The sequence below is a fragment of the Paenibacillus sp. FSL R5-0887 genome (assembly GCF_038002305.1).
Lineage (GTDB): Bacteria > Bacillota > Bacilli > Paenibacillales > Paenibacillaceae > Paenibacillus_AQ > Paenibacillus_AQ odorifer.
In genome coordinates this window covers 3,076,616-3,095,164 of record NZ_JBBOCE010000001.1, presented here as the reverse complement: position 1 = coordinate 3,095,164, position 18,549 = coordinate 3,076,616, and the positions used below count along the sequence as shown (strand labels likewise).

Here is an 18,549-nt window from a genome sequence, read left to right as displayed (position 1 = left end):
AACAGTATAAGAATTTTACCCCGGGCCACAACTTGAGATATTGCAGCAAGTTGATCTTAGAGTCGGTGAAATATTAGCTGCGTTGCAACCAAAAGAAGATTCAAATTTAGAAGTGCTAGTTAATTCGGAAAAACAATAGAAAGGGGCGAATTATAATGACTAAATCACAAATCGCTACGTCAACAGTAGGTGCAGTTCTTATTCCGACATATGATTATTAATATGGGGAGGCGGACGAAGTCGTAACCATCATGGTCGCGCTTTTATTATCATGGATTGGTTATCAGGTATTAGAGCAGGCAAGAAAGACAACACCCATGCTAGTAAATACGGAATTGATGGAGTCTCCCGAACATTTTTTATGTTACTGCTTCCGGCTGATGGACATCTTTTGAACATGGTGTTTGGACTGCCTGAGGTTTGGAGCACTGTCCATCAGTAACCTATTTCATGTTTTACAAAGCATGAGTCCTAACTTAATTCGGACAGTGTGGGGAGATTCACTTCCATTACCTGTCTTGGATGTAGTGCTCAAGTGGGGAGGTAGTGAGTTGGATAAGAATGTTAAACGCGCTACCAGCAGAAAGGGAGGCGATGATTAATGTCTCTGACACTGGATCGAGTAAAGAGTAAATCATCTACGAGATTTATTGGTTTCCATCCCGTTATTTTAGCTATCACAGTTTTAATTGAACGCTGTTACACTCGGAATGCCTATCCGTTTCACTCAACTATTTCGAACTATTGCTGAGCAAGTCGCTCTAAATGCACTAGGAAGCATTAAACTCAGCTTTAGTGTTATCAATGCAAAGGGTGGAACTAGTTATTATAACTTTGGACTAGCTATCGACCTTGCAGTGTTACTACCCGATGGGAAACAAGTATCTTGGGATATAAAACGTGACGGTGACGGTGGTAAAGTGGCTGATTGGACGGAGGTAGTTCAAGAGGCAAAATCTTTTGGCTTCAACTGAGGCGATGTTTTTTTCCTTAATAAGGATGCACAGCATTTTCAAATGACTTCTGGACTGACAACCTCACAATTACGTGCGGGTACTAAGCCGACTGAAACGGAAATGGCTAAAGATTTGACTAATATAGAGAAGTACAAGGAAGCGGCGAGTTTCTTATGACAGTATTGGTTTAATTTATGGTATCTTAATGGTACCAAGATGGATTACGACGGAATCGTAGAGGGATATACACCAGACTCAATTAAGATTGCTCGTGCCCATTTCGTGCGAGTGCGATTTGAATTTTGAGCAGTGATAAGAACACCCCGCCAACCTTTATTGGTCGGCGAGGTGTTTTTATTTATTCAATTGTGTATTCACTAACTTCAAATGTAAGTATCTTATCGTGTACAACATATTCTGTACGTTTGCTGAAAGGGCCTTTGTTGTTCTCGTGCTTATCTATTCCATAACGTGCAGATTCCGAAGCACTGTCGTACCAATTTAGGAATGTAGTAACTTCTGACATTGGTAGATCAAATTCTTTTTCTAACCCAGTGGTTAGAGTCACTGTCAAAATTGCTCTGTTACCTGTTGGAACTTCCGGAGTAGCAGATGGAGTTGGTACTGGCGTGAAAGTTGGTTCTGGTGTTGGTGTGGTAGTTGGTTCTGGAGCAGGAGTGTAGTTCATTTTTATTTCGCCAATAGTAACAAAATAAGAGTATCCATTATTTTCTGATATATTTAATCTGTATTTTTTATACTCTTTTTCATTATTAAACGCGAATACTTTATCCGCTGATGTAGTCCAACCAGTAATGTTGTTTTGAGTGTCAAGAACAACCCAGTTTTCCCCATCCCATCCTTCGAAAGTCCAATTTTTAGGTGATTCTTTTGCTACATTCTCGTTTTTGCCACGACCTGTTAGAGAGTAAGAGTTAACAATTTGTGGACTTTCAAATTCATAAGCTATCCATCCATATGGCACACCTTCTTTAGAAGCCCACCCATAGTCGTTGTTGTTATTGTTAAATGCGTTGAATGCTTGATGGTCAATACCCCATTCGCTACTTGCACTTACCACTCCAGAAGGAGAAGTATTAGATGTCATTACCGGAATTAAACTTGATACTGTTGTGGTATTTGCTTTAGTAATAGAAACAAAACTAAATAGCAGAAGTAAGGAAAAAATGATAGGTACGTAAATTTTCTTTTTCATATGTATCTCCTTTAGTATGTTTATAGGAATCAAAGATACATAATGCAACAAAAACAGTCCAAACAAAATTTCTTAAATATGTAATAAAAAGTGTGTTATATTTATTAATTCATAATAATTACATTTAGTGATTGGATTTCCGTTGATTTCCGAACGCGAGTTTGGTTGTTATGCAAACGAAAGTTCTTATTTTGGGGAGGCTATCAACATGCAAATGTAGATTGGTCAAACCATTGAAATTGTTTACTTAGATAAGTTGGCAAAATCACTAAGCAAATTGAAGTGAAGGGCATAAAAGATGAAAAGAATCTTGCAACTTGTCTAAACACTGGAGCGCCAAGGCTGTTTCAAGCGATAAACATATTAACTTGGCAGCCAAGTGATAAATGAGCATTGTATAAAGCCATTAACTGATAAAGAAAAGAAGTACTCAGATCATTAATTAGGATGATCGAAATCAATCCCTACCCACTAACGTGAACTTGCCAAGGAGGTAGGGTTATCTTCTGTAGCGGTAATACATACGCACATGGAGCGCCTAGAGATTAAGAGGTACATACCCAGAGAGGTAAGAACATACCTCGTAAGGGAGTCGACGGATGGGCTTCTCTGCTTTTCTCGGTGGTACTGTCATGTCTACTTTTATTGTACAGGCAAAAGATCTATATTTTGAAGAGGAAAAGTATAGTCATTTTGATGAGAATTTTTACAGCGGTTTTGGAATAATTAAATATTTTTGTTGATTTACTGGAGTAACTGTGTGGTGATTTTTACTGAGGTTATAGTATCGAGACTGAGACAACTAATTTCTAGCTGACATTACGATACTATAATTCGCAATGAGTGAATTGGATTCAATTCCAGAGCGTTATATACATAAAAGCTGCTTTACTGTTCGAAGTGGGAGTAGTTCATGAGAATAGTTAGGAATTTATAATTAAAAGAATGAATAAATGATTTGTGATTCTGAAAACCTTGCTCTACTCAATGCCACCAACAATTTATAGTTTCTTTATATGGATGTTATTTTCTATATCTACTCAAAAACTAGACATTATTATGATGATTATATAAGAGAAAGTTTTGTGAAATGAAATAATATATAATTACTTAATTTGTAATTTGATGTAATATATCTCATGGGAGTTCTCATTTACAGGGGGTATTAACATGAGGTTAAAGAAATTTAGTGTGACGAATTACAAGGTCTTTTGTGAGAAGTTTTGTATTCAATTTTCTGAGAAAGATATTGTTATACTAACTGGGAAAAATAATACTGGGAAATCAACTTTTCTTGAAGCAATCAACCAATTTTATCTTCCGACAGTCGCCAAAACTAAAATACCGATAGAATGTTATTCAGCTCAAGACGAGAATAAAATTATTGAATTAGAAGCTGTGTTTGTAATAGATGGAGAAGAATTGACGATTATAAAGAAGTATGCAAATGACAATGGTAAATACTATGATACTGAAGGCAAAGAAATAAAGAGGGGACATGCAATAAAAACAATTCTAGATCAAATTCTGGAAAACTCTCCGTATTACATAACTCCTTATATGACAACCGATGAAGTGGACAAGCAAGTGAACGATATTTATTCTCAGATATTAACATCCGAATTAACAAGACTTGAGAATGATAATTCAGATGAATCGAAATCTAAACAAGAATATTTAGAAGTTAAAAAAGCTATTCCCAAATTACTTTCACAATTGAAAAGTAATACAGATCAAGCTCTAAGAGCAGTAAGTGAAAAAGTTTCTAAAAATCTACAAGGTTTATTTTCAAACAAAGATTTACAGCTTGCAGTAGCAGGTGGCGAAAGCAACGGCTTCTCGATAGCAGATATGGTCAAATCAACAAATTCTAGTGTCACTATTGATAATAAGTTGTATAGGGGAATGCCTTTGTCTACACAGGGTACAGGGATACAAAGGATGAGCCTGATCTATATATTTCAAAATATGATTGAACAAGGGTTACTAGGGACTAATAAAGATAAGATGTTATTGATTGACGAACCAGAAGCATTTTTGCATCCTGAAGCGGTTAGGGCATTAAGCCGTTCGTTATATGCGATTGGAAATGAAATGCCATTAATTATTTCAACTCATTCACCAGTTTTGATTGACTTATCAGAAAATCATACTTCAATTCAAGTTTTTCGTATTGGCACCAATAAGGCAATTGAGTTATTTCAATCCTCAAATTCAGTTTTTGACAATAACGATATTACTAACATGAAGATACTCAATTATGTGGATTCTTATGTGAATGAATTTTTCTTTGCCAAGAATATAGTTGTTGTGGAAGGAGACACGGAATACGTAGCCCTAAATCATTACATTAAAGATCGTGAACTTCCTATTCACGTTATCAGAGCAAGAGGAAAAGGAACAATTTGTTCTCTAATGAAAATACTCAATCAATTCAAAACACCTTATATCATCATGCATGATATGGATAATAATAAAAAATATGAACAGAAAACATTAAAAGCACAATTAACAAATTGTAAAAATATATTCAAATTAAAGACTGATGCAACCCAAATCTATTCATCTGTAGCGAATTTTGAACAGGCAATTGGAATTGGAGATGTAGCAGATAGAAAAAAGACAGCAACAATATTTCGAATCATGAATGAGGCAGATGGTTTGCCTATTAAAAATCGAATTTATACCTTTTTCGATACGATATTTAACATTGAAAAGTCTGATAAGATTGGTATAGATATAATTGAAATTACTCACGAGAGTATTTATGAGGAGTTCTTTTTACCACTTATTGATAATGACGAAGTGGCAGCAGAGATAGAGGATTATTTAGACTGATTGTTCTGTGATATAGGCTTTTTATGTGATACTTAAAATCCTGCTGTACGTGAGTACCGTACGGGTTCGACCCCCGTCCTCGGCATCACAGTGAAAACCTTGAGAAATCAAGGTTTTTTTTGTTTTTCTTGAGTAAAGCTTCCATCAAAAGCTAAGGTTCTGTATATCTGGGAATCACATTCAAACACACAGGACTCAGGGTAATAACACTCCTTTTCAGTGCTTGTCTAATCACAAGCTCTGGAGGGAGTTTTTTAATATGTAAGATTTCATGAACCGCCGTATATCAAACGGTACGCACAGTGGTATGAGAGATCCGAGCCCATTGATTACTGTCGAATAACATCTTAATTTGTTGTATTATTGATTAATCTAGTTTTCAAGAACCAAGGAGGGTTAAAGTTTGCTTACACTGAGAAGAGCCGACCCGGGTCAAAGTAAAAAGCTCAGTCTTACATCGCTGCTTACGGGCTTGGTTACGCTGGTGGTTCTACTAACCTCAAGCATCCTTCTGATTGGCTCTTACGAGTCCAAAAAACAGTCCTTGATGGAGACTACACTCCATCTGAATTACTACAACGCTGACCGAATGACCAAAACAATGGATTCCTTATTTCAGTCCATGCGCAGCAGTTTGGAATACAGTGCTGACACACTCTCCGATGACGAAACCTCAACGCCGAAGCAAGTGGATGATAATTTGGAACTGATGCGCAATAGTAGCAATTACTTCAATTCTATCGCCGTGCTCGATGCCGACGGGCTGATCCGCAATGTAGTACCGGCTAGTTTGGGGTCAGTAGGAAACCATATTACTTCTAAGGTCGGTTTGGAAGCTCTGGCGTTAAAAAAACCTTACATATCCTCCCCCTACATGACCCAAACCACCAATAGACTAATCGTTTTTATGAGTCAGCCGATTTTTAGCAAGAATGGTACATATCGCGGTATTTTGAGCGGCACATTTTATCTGCAGGAGAACAATATTTTGTCTATGATTTTTGGCGACAATAACGTGGACGATTCTGGCTCCTATTATTATATTGTGGATTCCAGCGGGCATCTGTTGTACCACCCGGATAAGCAGCTCATTGGGGAGGATGTCAGCAATAACAAGGTTGTGCAGAAACTCATGAATGGGGAGAGTGGGGAACAGCAAGTGCGTAACACCCGTGACGTTGAAATGCTTGCCGGATACTCCAGCGTTCCAGCCAACGGATGGGGAATTGTGGTCGTTTCGCCGATTAGTGTCATCCATCATCAACTGATGGGGCACCTTCGGACCATTCTCTGGTATTCGTTGTTTCCGTTCATTATCCTCCTGATGGGCGTCATTCTCGTAGCACGCAAGCTGGCCCGGCCTTTTGTGTACCTGGCAAATCTGGTGAGCAGGATGGGCAAGGAAAGGATTGAATTGCCAGAAGCGAAGCCGCAATGGAGCCGAGAGGCAGATCTGCTGACCAAGGCTGTGTTGCTTGCCGTGACGGATATTCAGAAGCAGACGGATCAACTGACCCAAGAGGCTACGACGGATGCTCTGACCGGTTTAATGAACCGGAGATCGTTAGAGTATACGATGAGTCAGTGGATTGACTCAGGACAACCGTTTTCGCTCATTGTACTGGATGTAGACAAATTCAAACTCGTGAACGACACTTACGGTCATCTCATCGGCGACGAAGTGCTGAAACTTGTAGCCAAAGTTATAGTTACCTCGGTTCGTCCAGACGATGTTTGCTACCGCTACGGCGGTGAAGAGTTCATCATCTTGCTAGCCCACACAAGACCTGAGGAAGCTTTCATCATAGCTGAAAGAGTCCGGCGGGCAATGGAACAAAGCAGGGGGCCAATCGAGACACAGGTTACAATCTCTCTAGGAATCGCCCATTATCCTTTTCATACATTGGAGCGGGAGGGGCTGCTGGAGAAGGCGGATCAGGCGTTATACTTGGCCAAGAGCAGGGGAAGAAACCAGACGATGGTCGCTGATGTTTGAAACAATGGCTACGCAGACCTGCCATATGTGGGCTGACCGAATGCTGCATATCAGCACGGGTGGCACGAAGTCAGCGGGCAGCAAAGGACGAAAGTGTAACCTTCTAAGCTGAACAAGGAAAATGTTATTCGCTATTATGAATGTTCGGAGCGGAAACAGTATTTCATCTTTGATGAAATACTGTTTTTTGTGCGGATGTTAATTATGTTCAACACGTTGCAATAATTCCTTTAAAGCCTTCATCTGCCGGCCTTGAAGTTCTCCCTCTACAATCGAATTCCGTATAGATTCTACATCCTGAGCCTTCACTTTACCCCCATGATGGAAACGATTGAATGCTTGATAATCTAGCGGCAGCATATCTTGTTCCATTTTGAGATGTATTTTTGCTGTCATGCGTGGCCCCATCACAAAACTCATAATCTTACCGATTAGACCATGCTTGGGCAGGGATGCTATTTCACCCTGAGCACGGCAAGCGAGCTGCCAAAGATCTTTATTTGCAATAACGGCTGAGAATTTAGGCCAACCTACGATATCACAAGCAGCGTATACAGGAAAACCTATACTAGAGTAAATATTGAACATCGCCGGACTTACTTGACCACAGCGTGAGACCCCAGAGTTATTGTAAAGTGCGCTAAATTGTTTGGCAGCTGATTTATTATTGTTCTCGACCTGGAAACCGACCTTGTTCGCCGGATGTTTGTAACAGACAATGGCTTGGTTAATGAGTTTGGGGTCTGTTGGTGCATGCACAGGCAAATCAGCCTTGGATTGATGACTTAACGTACCCAGTATTCCTCTTAACAGCTGGTCTTCCGGAAGTCTCATGTACTGAATGTAATGTTCACGAATCCCGCTTCCAAACGCACTCATAATCACCGTAGTTTTAGAATTACGAACGACATCTCCCAATTTGGATAACGTAGCTACGCCTTCTGGTGAACGGCTCACATTTCCGTCCAATGTAATAATAATAAATTGATACTGCTGAGGTTCTATTTCTTCTATATCTTCTATGACATTAAAGTTGCTAAAATCTTTCAATGTAGCATCGTCATAGCAATATAGTTTCTGAGGAGGAGCGAAGTCTGCTTTTCGTCCTTTTCGTACAAGAAAGGTAACATCGGTGCCTGATAAGTGTAGATGGTAACCTACAGAGAAACCTACTGCTCCTGCACCTACTATAAGAATGTTTGTTTTATCTGAAGTGATTGTCATTGTTAGTTCATCTCCTTGTATTATATAAAAATAGATTTTGGCTTATTAATTCCTCATTAAGTGGACATGTGTTGATTTAATGTCGTGTTGTCAGTATAATCTATACGTCTGAACAATCACAATAATCAATACCTTTGTAAATGTTATGAAGTAAACAGATTACATCTATTATGTTGAAAGGATAGAACAGGAGGAGCATATGGTTGGAACCAAGAATAACAGAAGAACTAAATATACGATTAATCTCATTAAAGAGAGCTTCCTGGTTTTATTAGAAACTAAAAAGTTACCTCAAATAACGGTCACTGAAATATGTAACTACGCTGATATCAACCGTGGCACCTTTTATTTGCACTACAAAGATCCTTTTGAATTATTTGAAGTGATGCAGAATGAATTTAATAAAGAATTGGTGGAAGCATTACAAGAAGGAGGCAGTCCTTGCACATCTGAAGAATCCATGGTCAAACTGTTAAACATTATTCAAGATAAGAAAACCATGTATCAGCTTCTAATTTCAGAGAGTGGAAAAAGTGAATTTTTAACACGAGTTTTACTTGAACAAAATTGGAACGAACCCTTTCTAAGGGACTATTCTTTCACTTACAAGGTTTATGGATCTATTGGTGTCATTAATCAGTGGCTCGAGTCAAACGGGGGAGAAAGTCCGCAAACCATTGCCAATATAATTTATTCTTTGGGTCATCAGAACAAATAGTTTGAAAAATACACACTAAGAGTGGCATTTTAGGAAGCTATATAATAATTACTGCAATAATGTACTATTTATCAACAACTTTAAGCTGTAATATTATCGTTACATTATCGGACCAGCATAAATCCTGTACAAAAAATGAGTATACGTAGAGGGGAATTATGTGATCTATAGGAGCGTGTTACTATTTCAAAATTCGTCGAAATTGGTTACCCAATTTATGAAGGAATGCCTATTTTTCCAGGATTACCAGAAGTGAAATTAGATCCTAGAGAGCGCTTGATTAAAGGAGATGAATGGAACGGAAGTGTGTTAAGCATTTATCTTCATGCTGGTACCCATGTCGATGCACCATGGCATCATTTGAATAACGGTAAGGGGATAGATGCTGTTCCTATAGAAGACTTCATCTACAGAAGCCCACTATTAATTGACTGCCCGCTTGGCCCAAACGGCTTTATCACAATCGACATGCTTGAGGAATATGAAGAACTTAATGAAGCGGATATTCTAATCTTCAACACGAGCTATTGGAAACACAGAGATACGGATTTCGAAAAATACGCCAATAATTTTCCTGCTGTCTCTTCGGAAGCTGCCGAATACATCCGGACGAAGCTCCCAAACTGCAAAGCAGTAGCTATTGATACCTTGAGCATTGAAAATTTGGCAGAAGCAAAAAGAAACGGCTATTTTGTCCATCATGCCTTTTTAGATCATGAGAAATATAAAGAGCCGACAATGCTCATTTATGAAGATATTAACCCAGCTCCATTAGTTGGCAAAAAACTCATTTCTGCCTTCGCAGCACCACTTCGTATTAAAGACCATGATGCTTCTATCATTAATGTAATCGTTGAAATAGAAGATTAAAGGCTATTCAGTAATAATTGTTTCGCCTGTGATTATATCTGCAACATCATCTCGGACTGTTCCTATACCGTAGGGGTTCTATCCCCGTCTTATCATCCTTGACCAGAAGATCGCATGACTCTCATGAAATATTGAGGTCATGCGATTTTTTTATTTTAAAAATCAGAGCATTACAGATCGTCGCTGCCGAAGATATTTTGGAGTTGAATTCTGAATAAATTAATAGTTGACAAGGAACCTATCATACCGTTCCTAAAATCAGTGAGCAAGGGGATTTGAGACAAGGATTTGCCCAAATTGCCAGTGCGCCGTTGGAGGGAATCATCAATGCTGCTGATGTCGTCGCCTTCGTCCTGATTGTAGGGGGAGCTTTTAGAATTATTCTGCAGACGGGGGCGATTGACCGGGCACTGATGGCTTTAGCCGGAAGACTCAAAAGTGATTCCGATAGCCATGGTGATTTTCAGCGGTATTCCAAAATGATATTCTAAACCGCCAACACTTCATCAACGAGAACGATGGGATAGAAGTAAGTTTCTCGAATCGGGATAAATTAATTATTGGCGGCTTCATCTTTACCTTGGGGCTTATTGTCTGGGGAATACTGAGCAAAGGCTGGTATATGACTGAGATCGGAGCGCTTTTCTTTGCACTTGGTATTTTTTCAGGGATTGTCACCCGGATGAGTCAAAAGGAAATTGCCGAGAATTTTGTTAAAGGTTGCGGAGAATTTATCTACGTGTGAGTTGTAATTCATCTTGTCAGCGTTTGTAACGATTTTTGGCACAAGTATCTTAGTCCTGATGGTCAAGAAACCCTTGATTTATCAGGGCTTTTTTAATGGTTTTCCTTGAGTATTATTAAAGATACTCTAAATGGCTAAAACTGATTTTAGGTTCAAAAGCTCGTGGATCAATTGTTGGCACAAATCGTAGTGTGGAGGCGGTTAAATGAACACTATTGGGGCAAATATTAAACAACTACGAAAAATACATAATCTTAATCAAACGGATTTTGCTAATAAAATCGGTGTTTCTCAAGGCAGCCTTAGTGATTTGGAATCTGGAAAAGGTAAGCCGGCAATAGAGACGGTTTTCTCAATTTGCTCTGAGTTCGGTTGTTCTTATGAATGGCTTTTAACCGGGAAGGAGCATTCAACTATTGGTGAATTAAGTGGAGTTATTGCAGACTGTTAAGGGGCTTAACCCTAGAGAACAACTAGAACTGTGACAGATCGCAAAAATTAAGCGTGATTTACTGTAAAGATGATCAAGCGGAAATAAAAACGTAAAATTGAAATTTTGACGTAGTTTTACATCTTCACATCCAGATGTCGAAGCAGCAAATGGAAGCAGTATATTGTTACCAGACCTATACATGGAATACCACATGAAGCAGACCAGATTGCCCGCCGCCATAATAAGTGAACACTGCGTTGCCGCCAGTATTCAGTTGGGGCAGGACTTCGCTCAACGTTCCCCCCATCTCTGTTTCATGCTTCATAGAATCGCCCTTGAAACCGTCAGTTTGGCTAATTGTATTATTTTTTACGTATGAGGCAACAAAATCAGTGAGCTCTGCTACTGTTGGATCGTTCAACATTTGCCGCAGAAAGGCATCAAACGGAATGGACTGACCGTCACAAGCATAATTACTCAATCGCGCAGCTTCCCGTCAACTTGAGCCATGATTAGTGAATCCGCACCATGTTATGCGGAGGGCCCCCTGCCTATTGATAATAAGGGACGGAATCCGCTAAATAATCATGCCCTGTCTTGACACCGGACTGGAGCAGCCATATGGTACAAGTGACAAGAACATACAAACATAGGGAGATACATGCTCAAGAAGGGGGAACTATGAATATATTCACAGCCTATGGCCGTAAGATCCGGCAGCAGATCGCCGGCAGGTATTACCGGATATCCATCAAACAGAGGATTCTGTTCTCGTTCATCGTGCTGATTACGCTGTCCATCGGTGCAATGGGCAGCTTCTCGTATTGGATTGCCGCGCAGGAGATCGAGGATAATGCCTACGCCGGCAGCCGGGAGACCGTAAGCAAGACGGCACAGCTGCTGGATTCCCGCCTGAATGATGTGGCGCTGTCTGTGCAGTCCCTGATGCTGAGCGATGCGTACCGCAAGATGATGCTCGATGTGTTCAGCCATGATGTGTCGAATTACTATGTCCATCTGTCGGATCTGCAATATGTGCTCTCCCAGGTAACGTTCAATCAGCCGATCATCGAAAACGTGCTGATCGTTACCCCGATTGGCGATTTCTATTCCACTACGCAGATCCGGGCGCAGGACAACTCGTTCTACGGCTCGGAATTATATGATCTGAGCAAGGAGCGGCCGGGCGGCTACTGGGCCAAAGGACATTATGACCGGTTGTTCACGGGCAGCCAGCGGGTGGTCTCCTTCGTAGTCCGGGGGATTTATGAATACCCTTACACGCCGATCAGCAATGTATTTATTGTGGTCAATATCAGGGAGAGCCGGATAGATGAGCTGCTGAATACAGGCGGAGAACAAGCAGGGAGAAATTATTATCTGGTGAGCGGGGAAGGAGAGGCGGTGGTGGAGTCCCGCTGGCCGTTCCGGGGCAGGTTCCCCTGGAAGCCGGTGCTTGCCGAAGCCGGGAAAGCGGCCGATCCGCAGGACCACTACTACAGCTATGGCGGCAAGGAGTATCTGGTTAATTATACAAGCTCAGCGGTATCACCCGACTGGATCATCTCCGGCATGCAGTCGCGGGACCAGCTGCTGGGCAAGCTGCAGCGGGTGCAGCGCATTACCCTCTATGTCATTGTTGTTTTCCTGCTGGCCACCTGGCTGATCTCCAACCAGCTGACATCTGTGCTGCTGAAGCCCCTGTTCAAGCTGCGGCGGCTGATGCGCAGAGTCGAAGAGAACCAGCTCAGCGTGGTGTATGAGAGCCGTTATGAGGACGAGGTTGCCCAGGTGGGCTTTCAGTTCAACCGGATGATGTCAGAGATTAAGACGCTGATCGCAGATGTGAAGACCAAGGAGGAGGACAAGCGGCATGCAGAGATCCGCGCGCTTACGGCCCAGATGGAGCCGCACTTTCTGTACAATACACTCAATACCATTTATTGCAAATCGGTCATGGGGGAGAATGACGATGTAAATGAGATGATCCTGTCGTTGTCGCAGATGTTCCAGATCGGGCTCAGCGGCGGCAAGGATCTGATTACCCTTGCGGATGAGCTGTCCCACGTGCGGCAGTATTTCGCTATTCAGCAGAAATGCTATGAAGGTCTGTTCGAATACACGGTGACGGTAGAGGATGAGGCACTGCTTAGCTGTCTGATGCCCAAGATTATCCTGCAGCCGGTAGTGGAGAACAGCATCCAGCATGGATTCAGCGACCGGACTATAGGAGGCAGGATAGACATCACGGTCAGCCGGGAGCAGGGGCTGCTGCATATTTGCATTACCGACAATGGACGGGGACTTGATGCTGTACGGGTCAAGCAGGGGATGGTCAGGGCTCCGCAGTCAAGGAAAGGTTATGCCCTGTTCAACATCAGGCACCGGCTGGCGCTGTATTACGGGGACGAAGCCCGTATGGATGTGGGCGGCGAACCAAGTAAGGGATCACGGACGGATCTGTGGATTCCCTCAGAAGAGGAGAGATGAAGGATGGACCGGAAGCTGGAGCTGGAAAAGTTCAAATTATGTGTAATCGACGATATTAAAAGTGTGGTGGAGATGGTCTCGAGCAAGCCGCCATGGCAGGAGCACGGTATTGAGGTAGTCGGTACAGCGCTGGACGGTGAAGCGGGGCTGCAGATTATCCGCGAGACCCGGCCGGACATTGTGCTGACTGATATCCGGATGCCAAGAATGGACGGTCTGCAGATGACCCGGGCGATTCTGGAGGAACTGCCGGACTGCAAGATTATTATCCTCAGCGCCTACTCGGAGTTTTCTTATGCCCAGGAAGCCATCCGACTAGGGGCGCTTGATTTCGTCAAGAAGCCCTTTTCCCTGGACGAGATTGTGCAGGCTGTGCTGAAGGCCAGGGAGTTGTGCCGGGAGGAGCGTCAGGAGACCACCAGACTTTCTGTGATGGAGGCCAAAATTAGAGAAAGTCTACCTATTCTCCGCCAGGAATATCTTATCTTCCTGCTGCACCACCAGACGACAGAATCGGATGCACGTTCTCGTTGGGCCTATCTCGATATCCCTCTGGACCAGCATGATTTCTTCGTATTTGTCGCCGAAATCGATCATTTCACGGAGAAGCTGAGCGGCCAGCCTGTGCAGGAGGTCGAGCTGCTGCGGTTCAGCCTGCATAATATTCTCGAAGAGACGATTTCCGCCTGGACCCGCGGCGTCATTATCCGGGAGGCGACAGACCGGTACGTCTGCATCATGAACGGCTCGGACCCGGATACGGCGGCGCTGGTTACGGAGACCTGCTGCACGAATGTAAGCCGATTCTCCAGGCATACGCTTTCCATTGGCGTGGGGCTGGGCGTAGCGGCGATCCAGGAGCTGGGTGTAGCGTACAGGCAGGCGATTAGCGCGCTGGGTTATCATTTCTACACCGGAGGAAACGGGGTCTACATTTACAGCAATATTGAGAATAAACCGCTCGCACTTCACAGCTACTCCGCCGCCGTTGAGCAGGAGTTACTGTTCGCCCTGCGTTCCGGCAATTCTGCCAAAAGCCTGCAGATGCTCGATCAACTATTCGCGGAGCTGCTGGACAGCGGGCTTTTGCCTGAGCCGCGTTATGTGGAAAGCGTCGGCTATGAGCTGGGCTACAGGATCTGCCGGGTCCTGCTGGAGCAGTTCCCCTACGGGCAGGTGGAGCCGCTGGAGCACAGGATTGCCGTCTTGAAGAACCGGGTGCATCCTTCCCTGCAGGATATCCGGGACCTGCTGTCCGGGCTGTGCCGGGAGGCCTGTGCGCTGGTTACGGAGGCCCGTTCCCTGGAGTCCACGCGGATTATCCGCCAGGCCGCCGCTTATATCGATAGCCATCTGGATACGGGGCTGTCGCTGGAGCAGGTGGCGAAGCAGATTAACCTCAGCCAGGGGTATTTCTCCAACCTGTTCAAGAAGGTGCAGGGGATTTCGTTTCAGCAGTATGTGATGCACGAGAAGATGGAGAAGGCTAAGGCGATGCTGATCAGCGGCCGGCAGGTTCAGGAGATCGCCCAGGATCTCGGGTATGAGCACAGGCGCTATTTCAGCGAGGTGTTCAAGAAATATACCGGAATGACCCCGTCCGAGTTCAAACTGCATTATCTTGGAAAAGAATAAAAATGCGCAGGGGAGGCATGTCCGCAGGGCGGAGGTGGCCTCCCTTCACTGTATAAAGCTCCTGCAGAAATCTGCCCTTAAAGTGGGCTTACCCGCCTTATCCGGATGCGCCAATCCGTCTATAATCAGGTTGTAAGCGAATACAACAGGGATATATAAGGGGGAACTACCAATGATGAAGCGTATGCTAATAACATCTCTGAGCCTGGTCCTGGCACTTGGCCTGACAGCCTGCGGCAACGGTAACGGTGGCAATGCTGCAGAAGGTAAGGGAGACGGGAAGACAGGCGGCTCGGGGGACAAGACCAAAATCAGCTACTGGACCGGCGACCGTCACGATGCGGATTTCGTGAAGGACAAGGTAGCCGAGTTCAACGCAACCAATACTGACGGGATTGAGGTGGAGCTGGTCGTCAAGGGCGACGACTTCGATACCGCACTCGATCTGTCCTTCCAGACCTCCGATGCGCCGGATGTAATCCGGGTGAAGGAGAATACCATCCAGACCTTCTACAAAAAAGGCTTTCTCGCTCCCATTGACGAGTTCCTCACCGATGAGCTGAAGACGAAATTCCCGGTCATGCCGGATCTGAATGAATTTGACGGCAAGCGTTACAGTCTGCCGAATTATGGAACAACCATGCGTCTAGTATACAACAAGGATCTGTTCGCCAAAGCAGGCGTTGAGCATCCGCCAGCTACCCTGCAGGAGCTGGTGGATACCGCCAAAAAATTGACGGAAGCCGGTAAAGCGGACGGCGCTTACGGCTTCGCCCAGAACTTCAAAAGCCCCGGAAGCGCGTTTGCGCGTTCGGCGCGGGTGATTGCGGAGATGAGCGGCTACGGCGGTTTCGGGTATGATTTCAAGACGGCCCGCTACGATTTCAGCGGCTTCGAGTCGATCATCAATGCTTTTAAGCAGATCCGGGACAACGGCAGCATGCTGCCGGGTGTGGAATCGCTGGATATTGATCCGCTGCGGGCGCAGTTTGCAGAGGGCAAAATCGGAATGTATATGTCCTACTCCTCGGAGCCGGGCGTCTACAAGAATCAGTTCCCGGCCAAGATTGACTGGGCAGCCGCTCCGGTTCCGACCATCGACGGCACCGTGAAGGGGGCTTCGGGCTTCCTCGGGGGCCAGTGGCTGGCGCTGAGCTCGAAGTCGGAGCACAAAGGAGCAGCCTGGAAGTTCATGGAGTTCATGTACGGCGATCAGGTGCTGACGGATTATCAGGAAAAAGGCTTTGGCATCTCCATGGTTCCATCCGTCAGCGCAGTAGCCAAGACACCGGATGTGAACGGCATTGAAGGCTTCCTGCCGAACAAGCACGATGGAGTGTGGCCGGTCTATCCGTCTGTAGCACCGGAAGGGATGAAATCGGATGACGCCTTCTTCAAGTATATGCTGAACGGCGGCGATCTGAAGGCAATTATCGCCGATCTGAACAAACGCTATAACACTGCACTGGACAGCGTGATTGCGAATGATGGCGTGAAGGCCGAGCCGGATGCCGGCTTTGACCCCGCCGCATTGGGCGGCAAGTTCGCCAAGTAGATGGAAGGTCAGGGATAGAGATATAGGCCAAAGCAGAGGGATGAGGAAGCAGCTTTCCCATCCCTCTGCTCTGGCCGCAAGGGAGAGGAGCCGGAAGAAACCAGATGAACAAAACAAAACAAGCCTTATTTTCATACAGCTTTATCTTTCCAAGTGCCTTGCTCACGTTGGTCCTCGGGATTTATCCGATTGCCTGGGCGTTCCGCTATATGTTCTATGATTACAAAGGGTTCGGAACGGCCCGGTTTACCGGGCTGGCCAATTTCAGCCGCATCCTGAAGGATACCCAGTTCTGGGATTCGGTGGTGAACACGTTTGTCTATGCAGGCGGCAAGCTGCTGATCACTATTCCGCTGGCTCTGCTGCTGGCCTCCATATTGAATCGGGGGCTGCGGGGCAGACAGCTGCTGCGGGGGATTTTCTTCATGCCGACCGTCATCAGTACCGCCGTAATGGCCGTAGTCTTCTTCACGATCTTTAACTCGTATAACGGGATTCTCAACCAGTTCCTGATCCGTTCGGGCCTTTCCGATTCCGGTGTGGACTGGCTGGGGCCGAAATATGCCATGCTCACCGTCATTTTGGTTGCGGCTTGGGGGGCGGTCGGCAATTACATGCTGCTCTTCCTCGCCGGTCTGCAGAATATCCCGGAGGATGTTTATGAAGCCTCTTCCCTGGACGGAGCAGGCAGACTCCAGCAGTTCCGCTATGTCACCCTGCCGATGCTCGGGCCTGTCATGCAGATGGTCATTATGCTGGCGATCATTACAGCTTTGAAGGGATACGAGAGCATTATGGTGCTGACCGAAGGCGGTCCTGTAGGCAAGACAGAGGTGATGTTCCTGTATTTGTACAAATTATTTTTCCCTGTCGGCGGAGGCAGCGCGGCGGTCCAGGTCCAAGAGTTCGGATACGGCAGTGCGGTCGCCTTCGTGTCTGCGGTCATCGTCGGGATCATATCGCTCATTTATTTCTACGCATCCAGACGTATGAATCAGACCGATTGAGGAGAGAGGCTATTATGAGAATAAGAACCATACTGGGCAATATCATCCTGTGGATTTTTTTGCTGGCATTTGCTTTTATCACCCTGATTCCGGTTGTTATCACCATTCTCGGCTCCTTCAAGACAAATGCCGAACTGACTGCGGGAGCCACCTTCCTGCCGGATAGCTGGCATTTCTCGAACTATGCCGAAGCCTGGGCACAGGCGAATTTCTCCAGATATACGCTGAACAGCCTGATTGTCTCTCTAGCGGCGGTGGTTGGCACGCTGCTGGTATCATCCATGGCGGCTTATGTGGTGGACCGGATGGATTTTGCAGGCAAGAAACTGTATATCGGCCTGCAATCCTTCACTATGTTCGTGGCAGTAGGGGCGGTCGTGCTGCGTCCGCAGTTTGATCTGATGGTCAAGCTTCATCTGCACAGCAGCCTGTGGGGGGTCATATTGATTCTGATCTCCGCCCATGCTTCGATCTTCTTCATTCTGTCCAGCTTCATGAAGGGGATTCCCCGTGAGCTGGATGAGGCGGCGCTGATGGACGGCAGCTCCCCCGGCCGCACCTTCTGGCGGATTATTCTGCCGCTGCTCGGACCCGGACTCGGCGTAGGTGCGCTGTTCACCTTCCGCGGCGCGTGGAATGAATATCTGCTGCCACTCGTGTTCACGATGACGAAGCCGGAGCTGCAGACGCTGACTGTCGGGCTGGCGAACCTGAAATACGGGATTTCGGCCGCTTCCCAGACCCACTATATGATGGCAGGCGCCTGCTTGTCCATTCTGCCGATTCTCGTAGCCTATCTGTTCGCCAACAAATCCTTCATGCAGATGACAGCCGGTTCCCTCAAAGGGTAGCGGTCCGGCCCTGCG

Annotated in this window: 16 protein-coding genes; 13 read left to right on the top strand and 3 right to left on the bottom strand. The window is 45.1% G+C overall.

The window, feature by feature from the left end; all coding sequences use genetic code 11:
- Window positions 1-710: 710 nt before the first annotated feature.
- Complete coding sequence (locus MKY14_RS13805) at window positions 711-974, top strand: M15 family metallopeptidase (protein WP_340976660.1); 264 nt, start codon at window positions 711-713, stop codon at window positions 972-974.
- A gap of 340 nt (window positions 975-1,314) precedes the next feature.
- On the opposite strand, the gene MKY14_RS13800 is transcribed toward MKY14_RS13805, so the two are convergent.
- Complete coding sequence (locus MKY14_RS13800) at window positions 1,315-2,172, bottom strand: discoidin domain-containing protein (RefSeq protein WP_340976658.1); 858 nt, start codon at window positions 2,170-2,172, stop codon at window positions 1,315-1,317.
- Between the two features lie 1,170 nt (window positions 2,173-3,342).
- Here MKY14_RS13800 and MKY14_RS13795 point away from each other — a divergent pair.
- Both MKY14_RS13795 and MKY14_RS13790 read left to right on the top strand, forming a co-directional pair.
- Window positions 3,343-5,010, top strand: coding sequence for an ATP-dependent nuclease (locus MKY14_RS13795; protein ID WP_340976657.1), 1,668 nt, complete (start codon window positions 3,343-3,345; stop codon window positions 5,008-5,010).
- A gap of 403 nt (window positions 5,011-5,413) precedes the next feature.
- Complete coding sequence (locus tag MKY14_RS13790) at window positions 5,414-7,006, top strand: sensor domain-containing diguanylate cyclase (protein ID WP_340976656.1); 1,593 nt, start codon at window positions 5,414-5,416, stop codon at window positions 7,004-7,006.
- Window positions 7,007-7,204: 198 nt separating this feature from the next.
- Here MKY14_RS13790 and MKY14_RS13785 read toward each other — a convergent pair whose 3' ends face one another.
- The gene (locus MKY14_RS13785) at window positions 7,205-8,230 is read right to left on the bottom strand and encodes a ketopantoate reductase family protein (protein ID WP_076302547.1); all 1,026 of its coding nucleotides are present in this window, start codon (window positions 8,228-8,230) and stop codon (window positions 7,205-7,207) included.
- A 199-nt stretch (window positions 8,231-8,429) separates the two neighbouring features.
- Between MKY14_RS13785 and MKY14_RS13780 the strand changes: the two genes are divergently transcribed.
- The 5 genes from MKY14_RS13780 (at window position 8,430) to MKY14_RS13760 (ending at window position 11,014) form a co-directional block, all read left to right on the top strand.
- Complete coding sequence (locus MKY14_RS13780; RefSeq protein ID WP_076128868.1) at window positions 8,430-8,948, top strand: TetR/AcrR family transcriptional regulator; 519 nt, start codon at window positions 8,430-8,432, stop codon at window positions 8,946-8,948.
- Window positions 8,949-9,131: 183 nt separating this feature from the next.
- Window positions 9,132-9,818 carry a cyclase family protein gene (locus MKY14_RS13775; protein WP_076310155.1) on the top strand — a complete coding sequence of 229 codons (687 nt, stop codon included), beginning with the start codon at window positions 9,132-9,134 and terminating at the stop codon, window positions 9,816-9,818.
- 275 nt (window positions 9,819-10,093) lie between these two features.
- Window positions 10,094-10,309 (top strand): hypothetical protein, encoded by a 216-nt coding sequence (locus tag MKY14_RS13770; RefSeq protein ID WP_076128872.1) that lies wholly within the window; start codon window positions 10,094-10,096, stop codon window positions 10,307-10,309.
- The gene (locus MKY14_RS13765; RefSeq protein WP_340977048.1) at window positions 10,303-10,563 is read left to right on the top strand and encodes a hypothetical protein; all 261 of its coding nucleotides are present in this window, start codon (window positions 10,303-10,305) and stop codon (window positions 10,561-10,563) included. Before MKY14_RS13770 ends, MKY14_RS13765 begins: the two co-directional genes overlap by 7 nt.
- A gap of 205 nt (window positions 10,564-10,768) precedes the next feature.
- On the top strand, window positions 10,769-11,014 hold the full coding sequence (locus MKY14_RS13760) for a helix-turn-helix domain-containing protein (protein ID WP_340976653.1): 246 nt from the start codon (window positions 10,769-10,771) through the stop codon (window positions 11,012-11,014).
- A 175-nt stretch (window positions 11,015-11,189) separates the two neighbouring features.
- Here the strand turns inward: MKY14_RS13760 and MKY14_RS13755 are convergent, their stop codons facing one another.
- Complete coding sequence (locus tag MKY14_RS13755) at window positions 11,190-11,477, bottom strand: hypothetical protein (RefSeq protein ID WP_036683320.1); 288 nt, start codon at window positions 11,475-11,477, stop codon at window positions 11,190-11,192.
- Between the two features lie 200 nt (window positions 11,478-11,677).
- Between MKY14_RS13755 and MKY14_RS13750 the strand changes: the two genes are divergently transcribed.
- The 5 genes from MKY14_RS13750 to MKY14_RS13730 all read left to right on the top strand — a co-directional run bounded on the left by MKY14_RS13750 (window position 11,678) and on the right by MKY14_RS13730 (window position 18,534).
- On the top strand, window positions 11,678-13,486 hold the full coding sequence (locus tag MKY14_RS13750; RefSeq protein ID WP_340976651.1) for a cache domain-containing sensor histidine kinase: 1,809 nt from the start codon (window positions 11,678-11,680) through the stop codon (window positions 13,484-13,486).
- 3 nt (window positions 13,487-13,489) lie between these two features.
- Window positions 13,490-15,121: a response regulator gene (locus tag MKY14_RS13745; protein WP_340976650.1), complete on the top strand. Its 1,632-nt coding sequence runs from the start codon at window positions 13,490-13,492 to the stop codon at window positions 15,119-15,121.
- Window positions 15,122-15,293: 172 nt separating this feature from the next.
- A complete protein-coding gene (locus MKY14_RS13740) occupies window positions 15,294-16,676 on the top strand; it encodes an ABC transporter substrate-binding protein (protein WP_036683312.1) in 1,383 nt (460 codons plus the stop codon).
- 104 nt (window positions 16,677-16,780) lie between these two features.
- On the top strand, window positions 16,781-17,683 hold the full coding sequence (locus MKY14_RS13735; RefSeq protein WP_036683309.1) for a carbohydrate ABC transporter permease: 903 nt from the start codon (window positions 16,781-16,783) through the stop codon (window positions 17,681-17,683).
- Between the two features lie 14 nt (window positions 17,684-17,697).
- Complete coding sequence (locus MKY14_RS13730) at window positions 17,698-18,534, top strand: carbohydrate ABC transporter permease (protein WP_036683306.1); 837 nt, start codon at window positions 17,698-17,700, stop codon at window positions 18,532-18,534.
- Window positions 18,535-18,549: the final 15 nt, after the last annotated feature.

Bases quoted from the DNA above. Each gene is read 5' to 3' on its own strand.
- MKY14_RS13805 (WP_340976660.1), top strand. From the start codon at position 711: ATGCCTATCCGTTTCACTCAACTATTTCGAACTATTGCTGAGCAAGTC.
- MKY14_RS13800 (WP_340976658.1), bottom strand. From the start codon at position 2,172: ATGAAAAAGAAAATTTACGTACCTATCATTTTTTCCTTACTTCTGCTA.
- MKY14_RS13795 (WP_340976657.1), top strand. From the start codon at position 3,343: ATGAGGTTAAAGAAATTTAGTGTGACGAATTACAAGGTCTTTTGTGAG.
- MKY14_RS13785 (WP_076302547.1), bottom strand. From the start codon at position 8,230: ATGACAATCACTTCAGATAAAACAAACATTCTTATAGTAGGTGCAGGA.
- MKY14_RS13780 (WP_076128868.1), top strand. From the start codon at position 8,430: ATGGTTGGAACCAAGAATAACAGAAGAACTAAATATACGATTAATCTC.
- MKY14_RS13760 (WP_340976653.1), top strand. From the start codon at position 10,769: ATGAACACTATTGGGGCAAATATTAAACAACTACGAAAAATACATAAT.
- MKY14_RS13750 (WP_340976651.1), top strand. From the start codon at position 11,678: ATGAATATATTCACAGCCTATGGCCGTAAGATCCGGCAGCAGATCGCC.
- MKY14_RS13745 (WP_340976650.1), top strand. From the start codon at position 13,490: ATGGACCGGAAGCTGGAGCTGGAAAAGTTCAAATTATGTGTAATCGAC.
- MKY14_RS13740 (WP_036683312.1), top strand. From the start codon at position 15,294: ATGATGAAGCGTATGCTAATAACATCTCTGAGCCTGGTCCTGGCACTT.
- MKY14_RS13735 (WP_036683309.1), top strand. From the start codon at position 16,781: ATGAACAAAACAAAACAAGCCTTATTTTCATACAGCTTTATCTTTCCA.
- MKY14_RS13730 (WP_036683306.1), top strand. From the start codon at position 17,698: ATGAGAATAAGAACCATACTGGGCAATATCATCCTGTGGATTTTTTTG.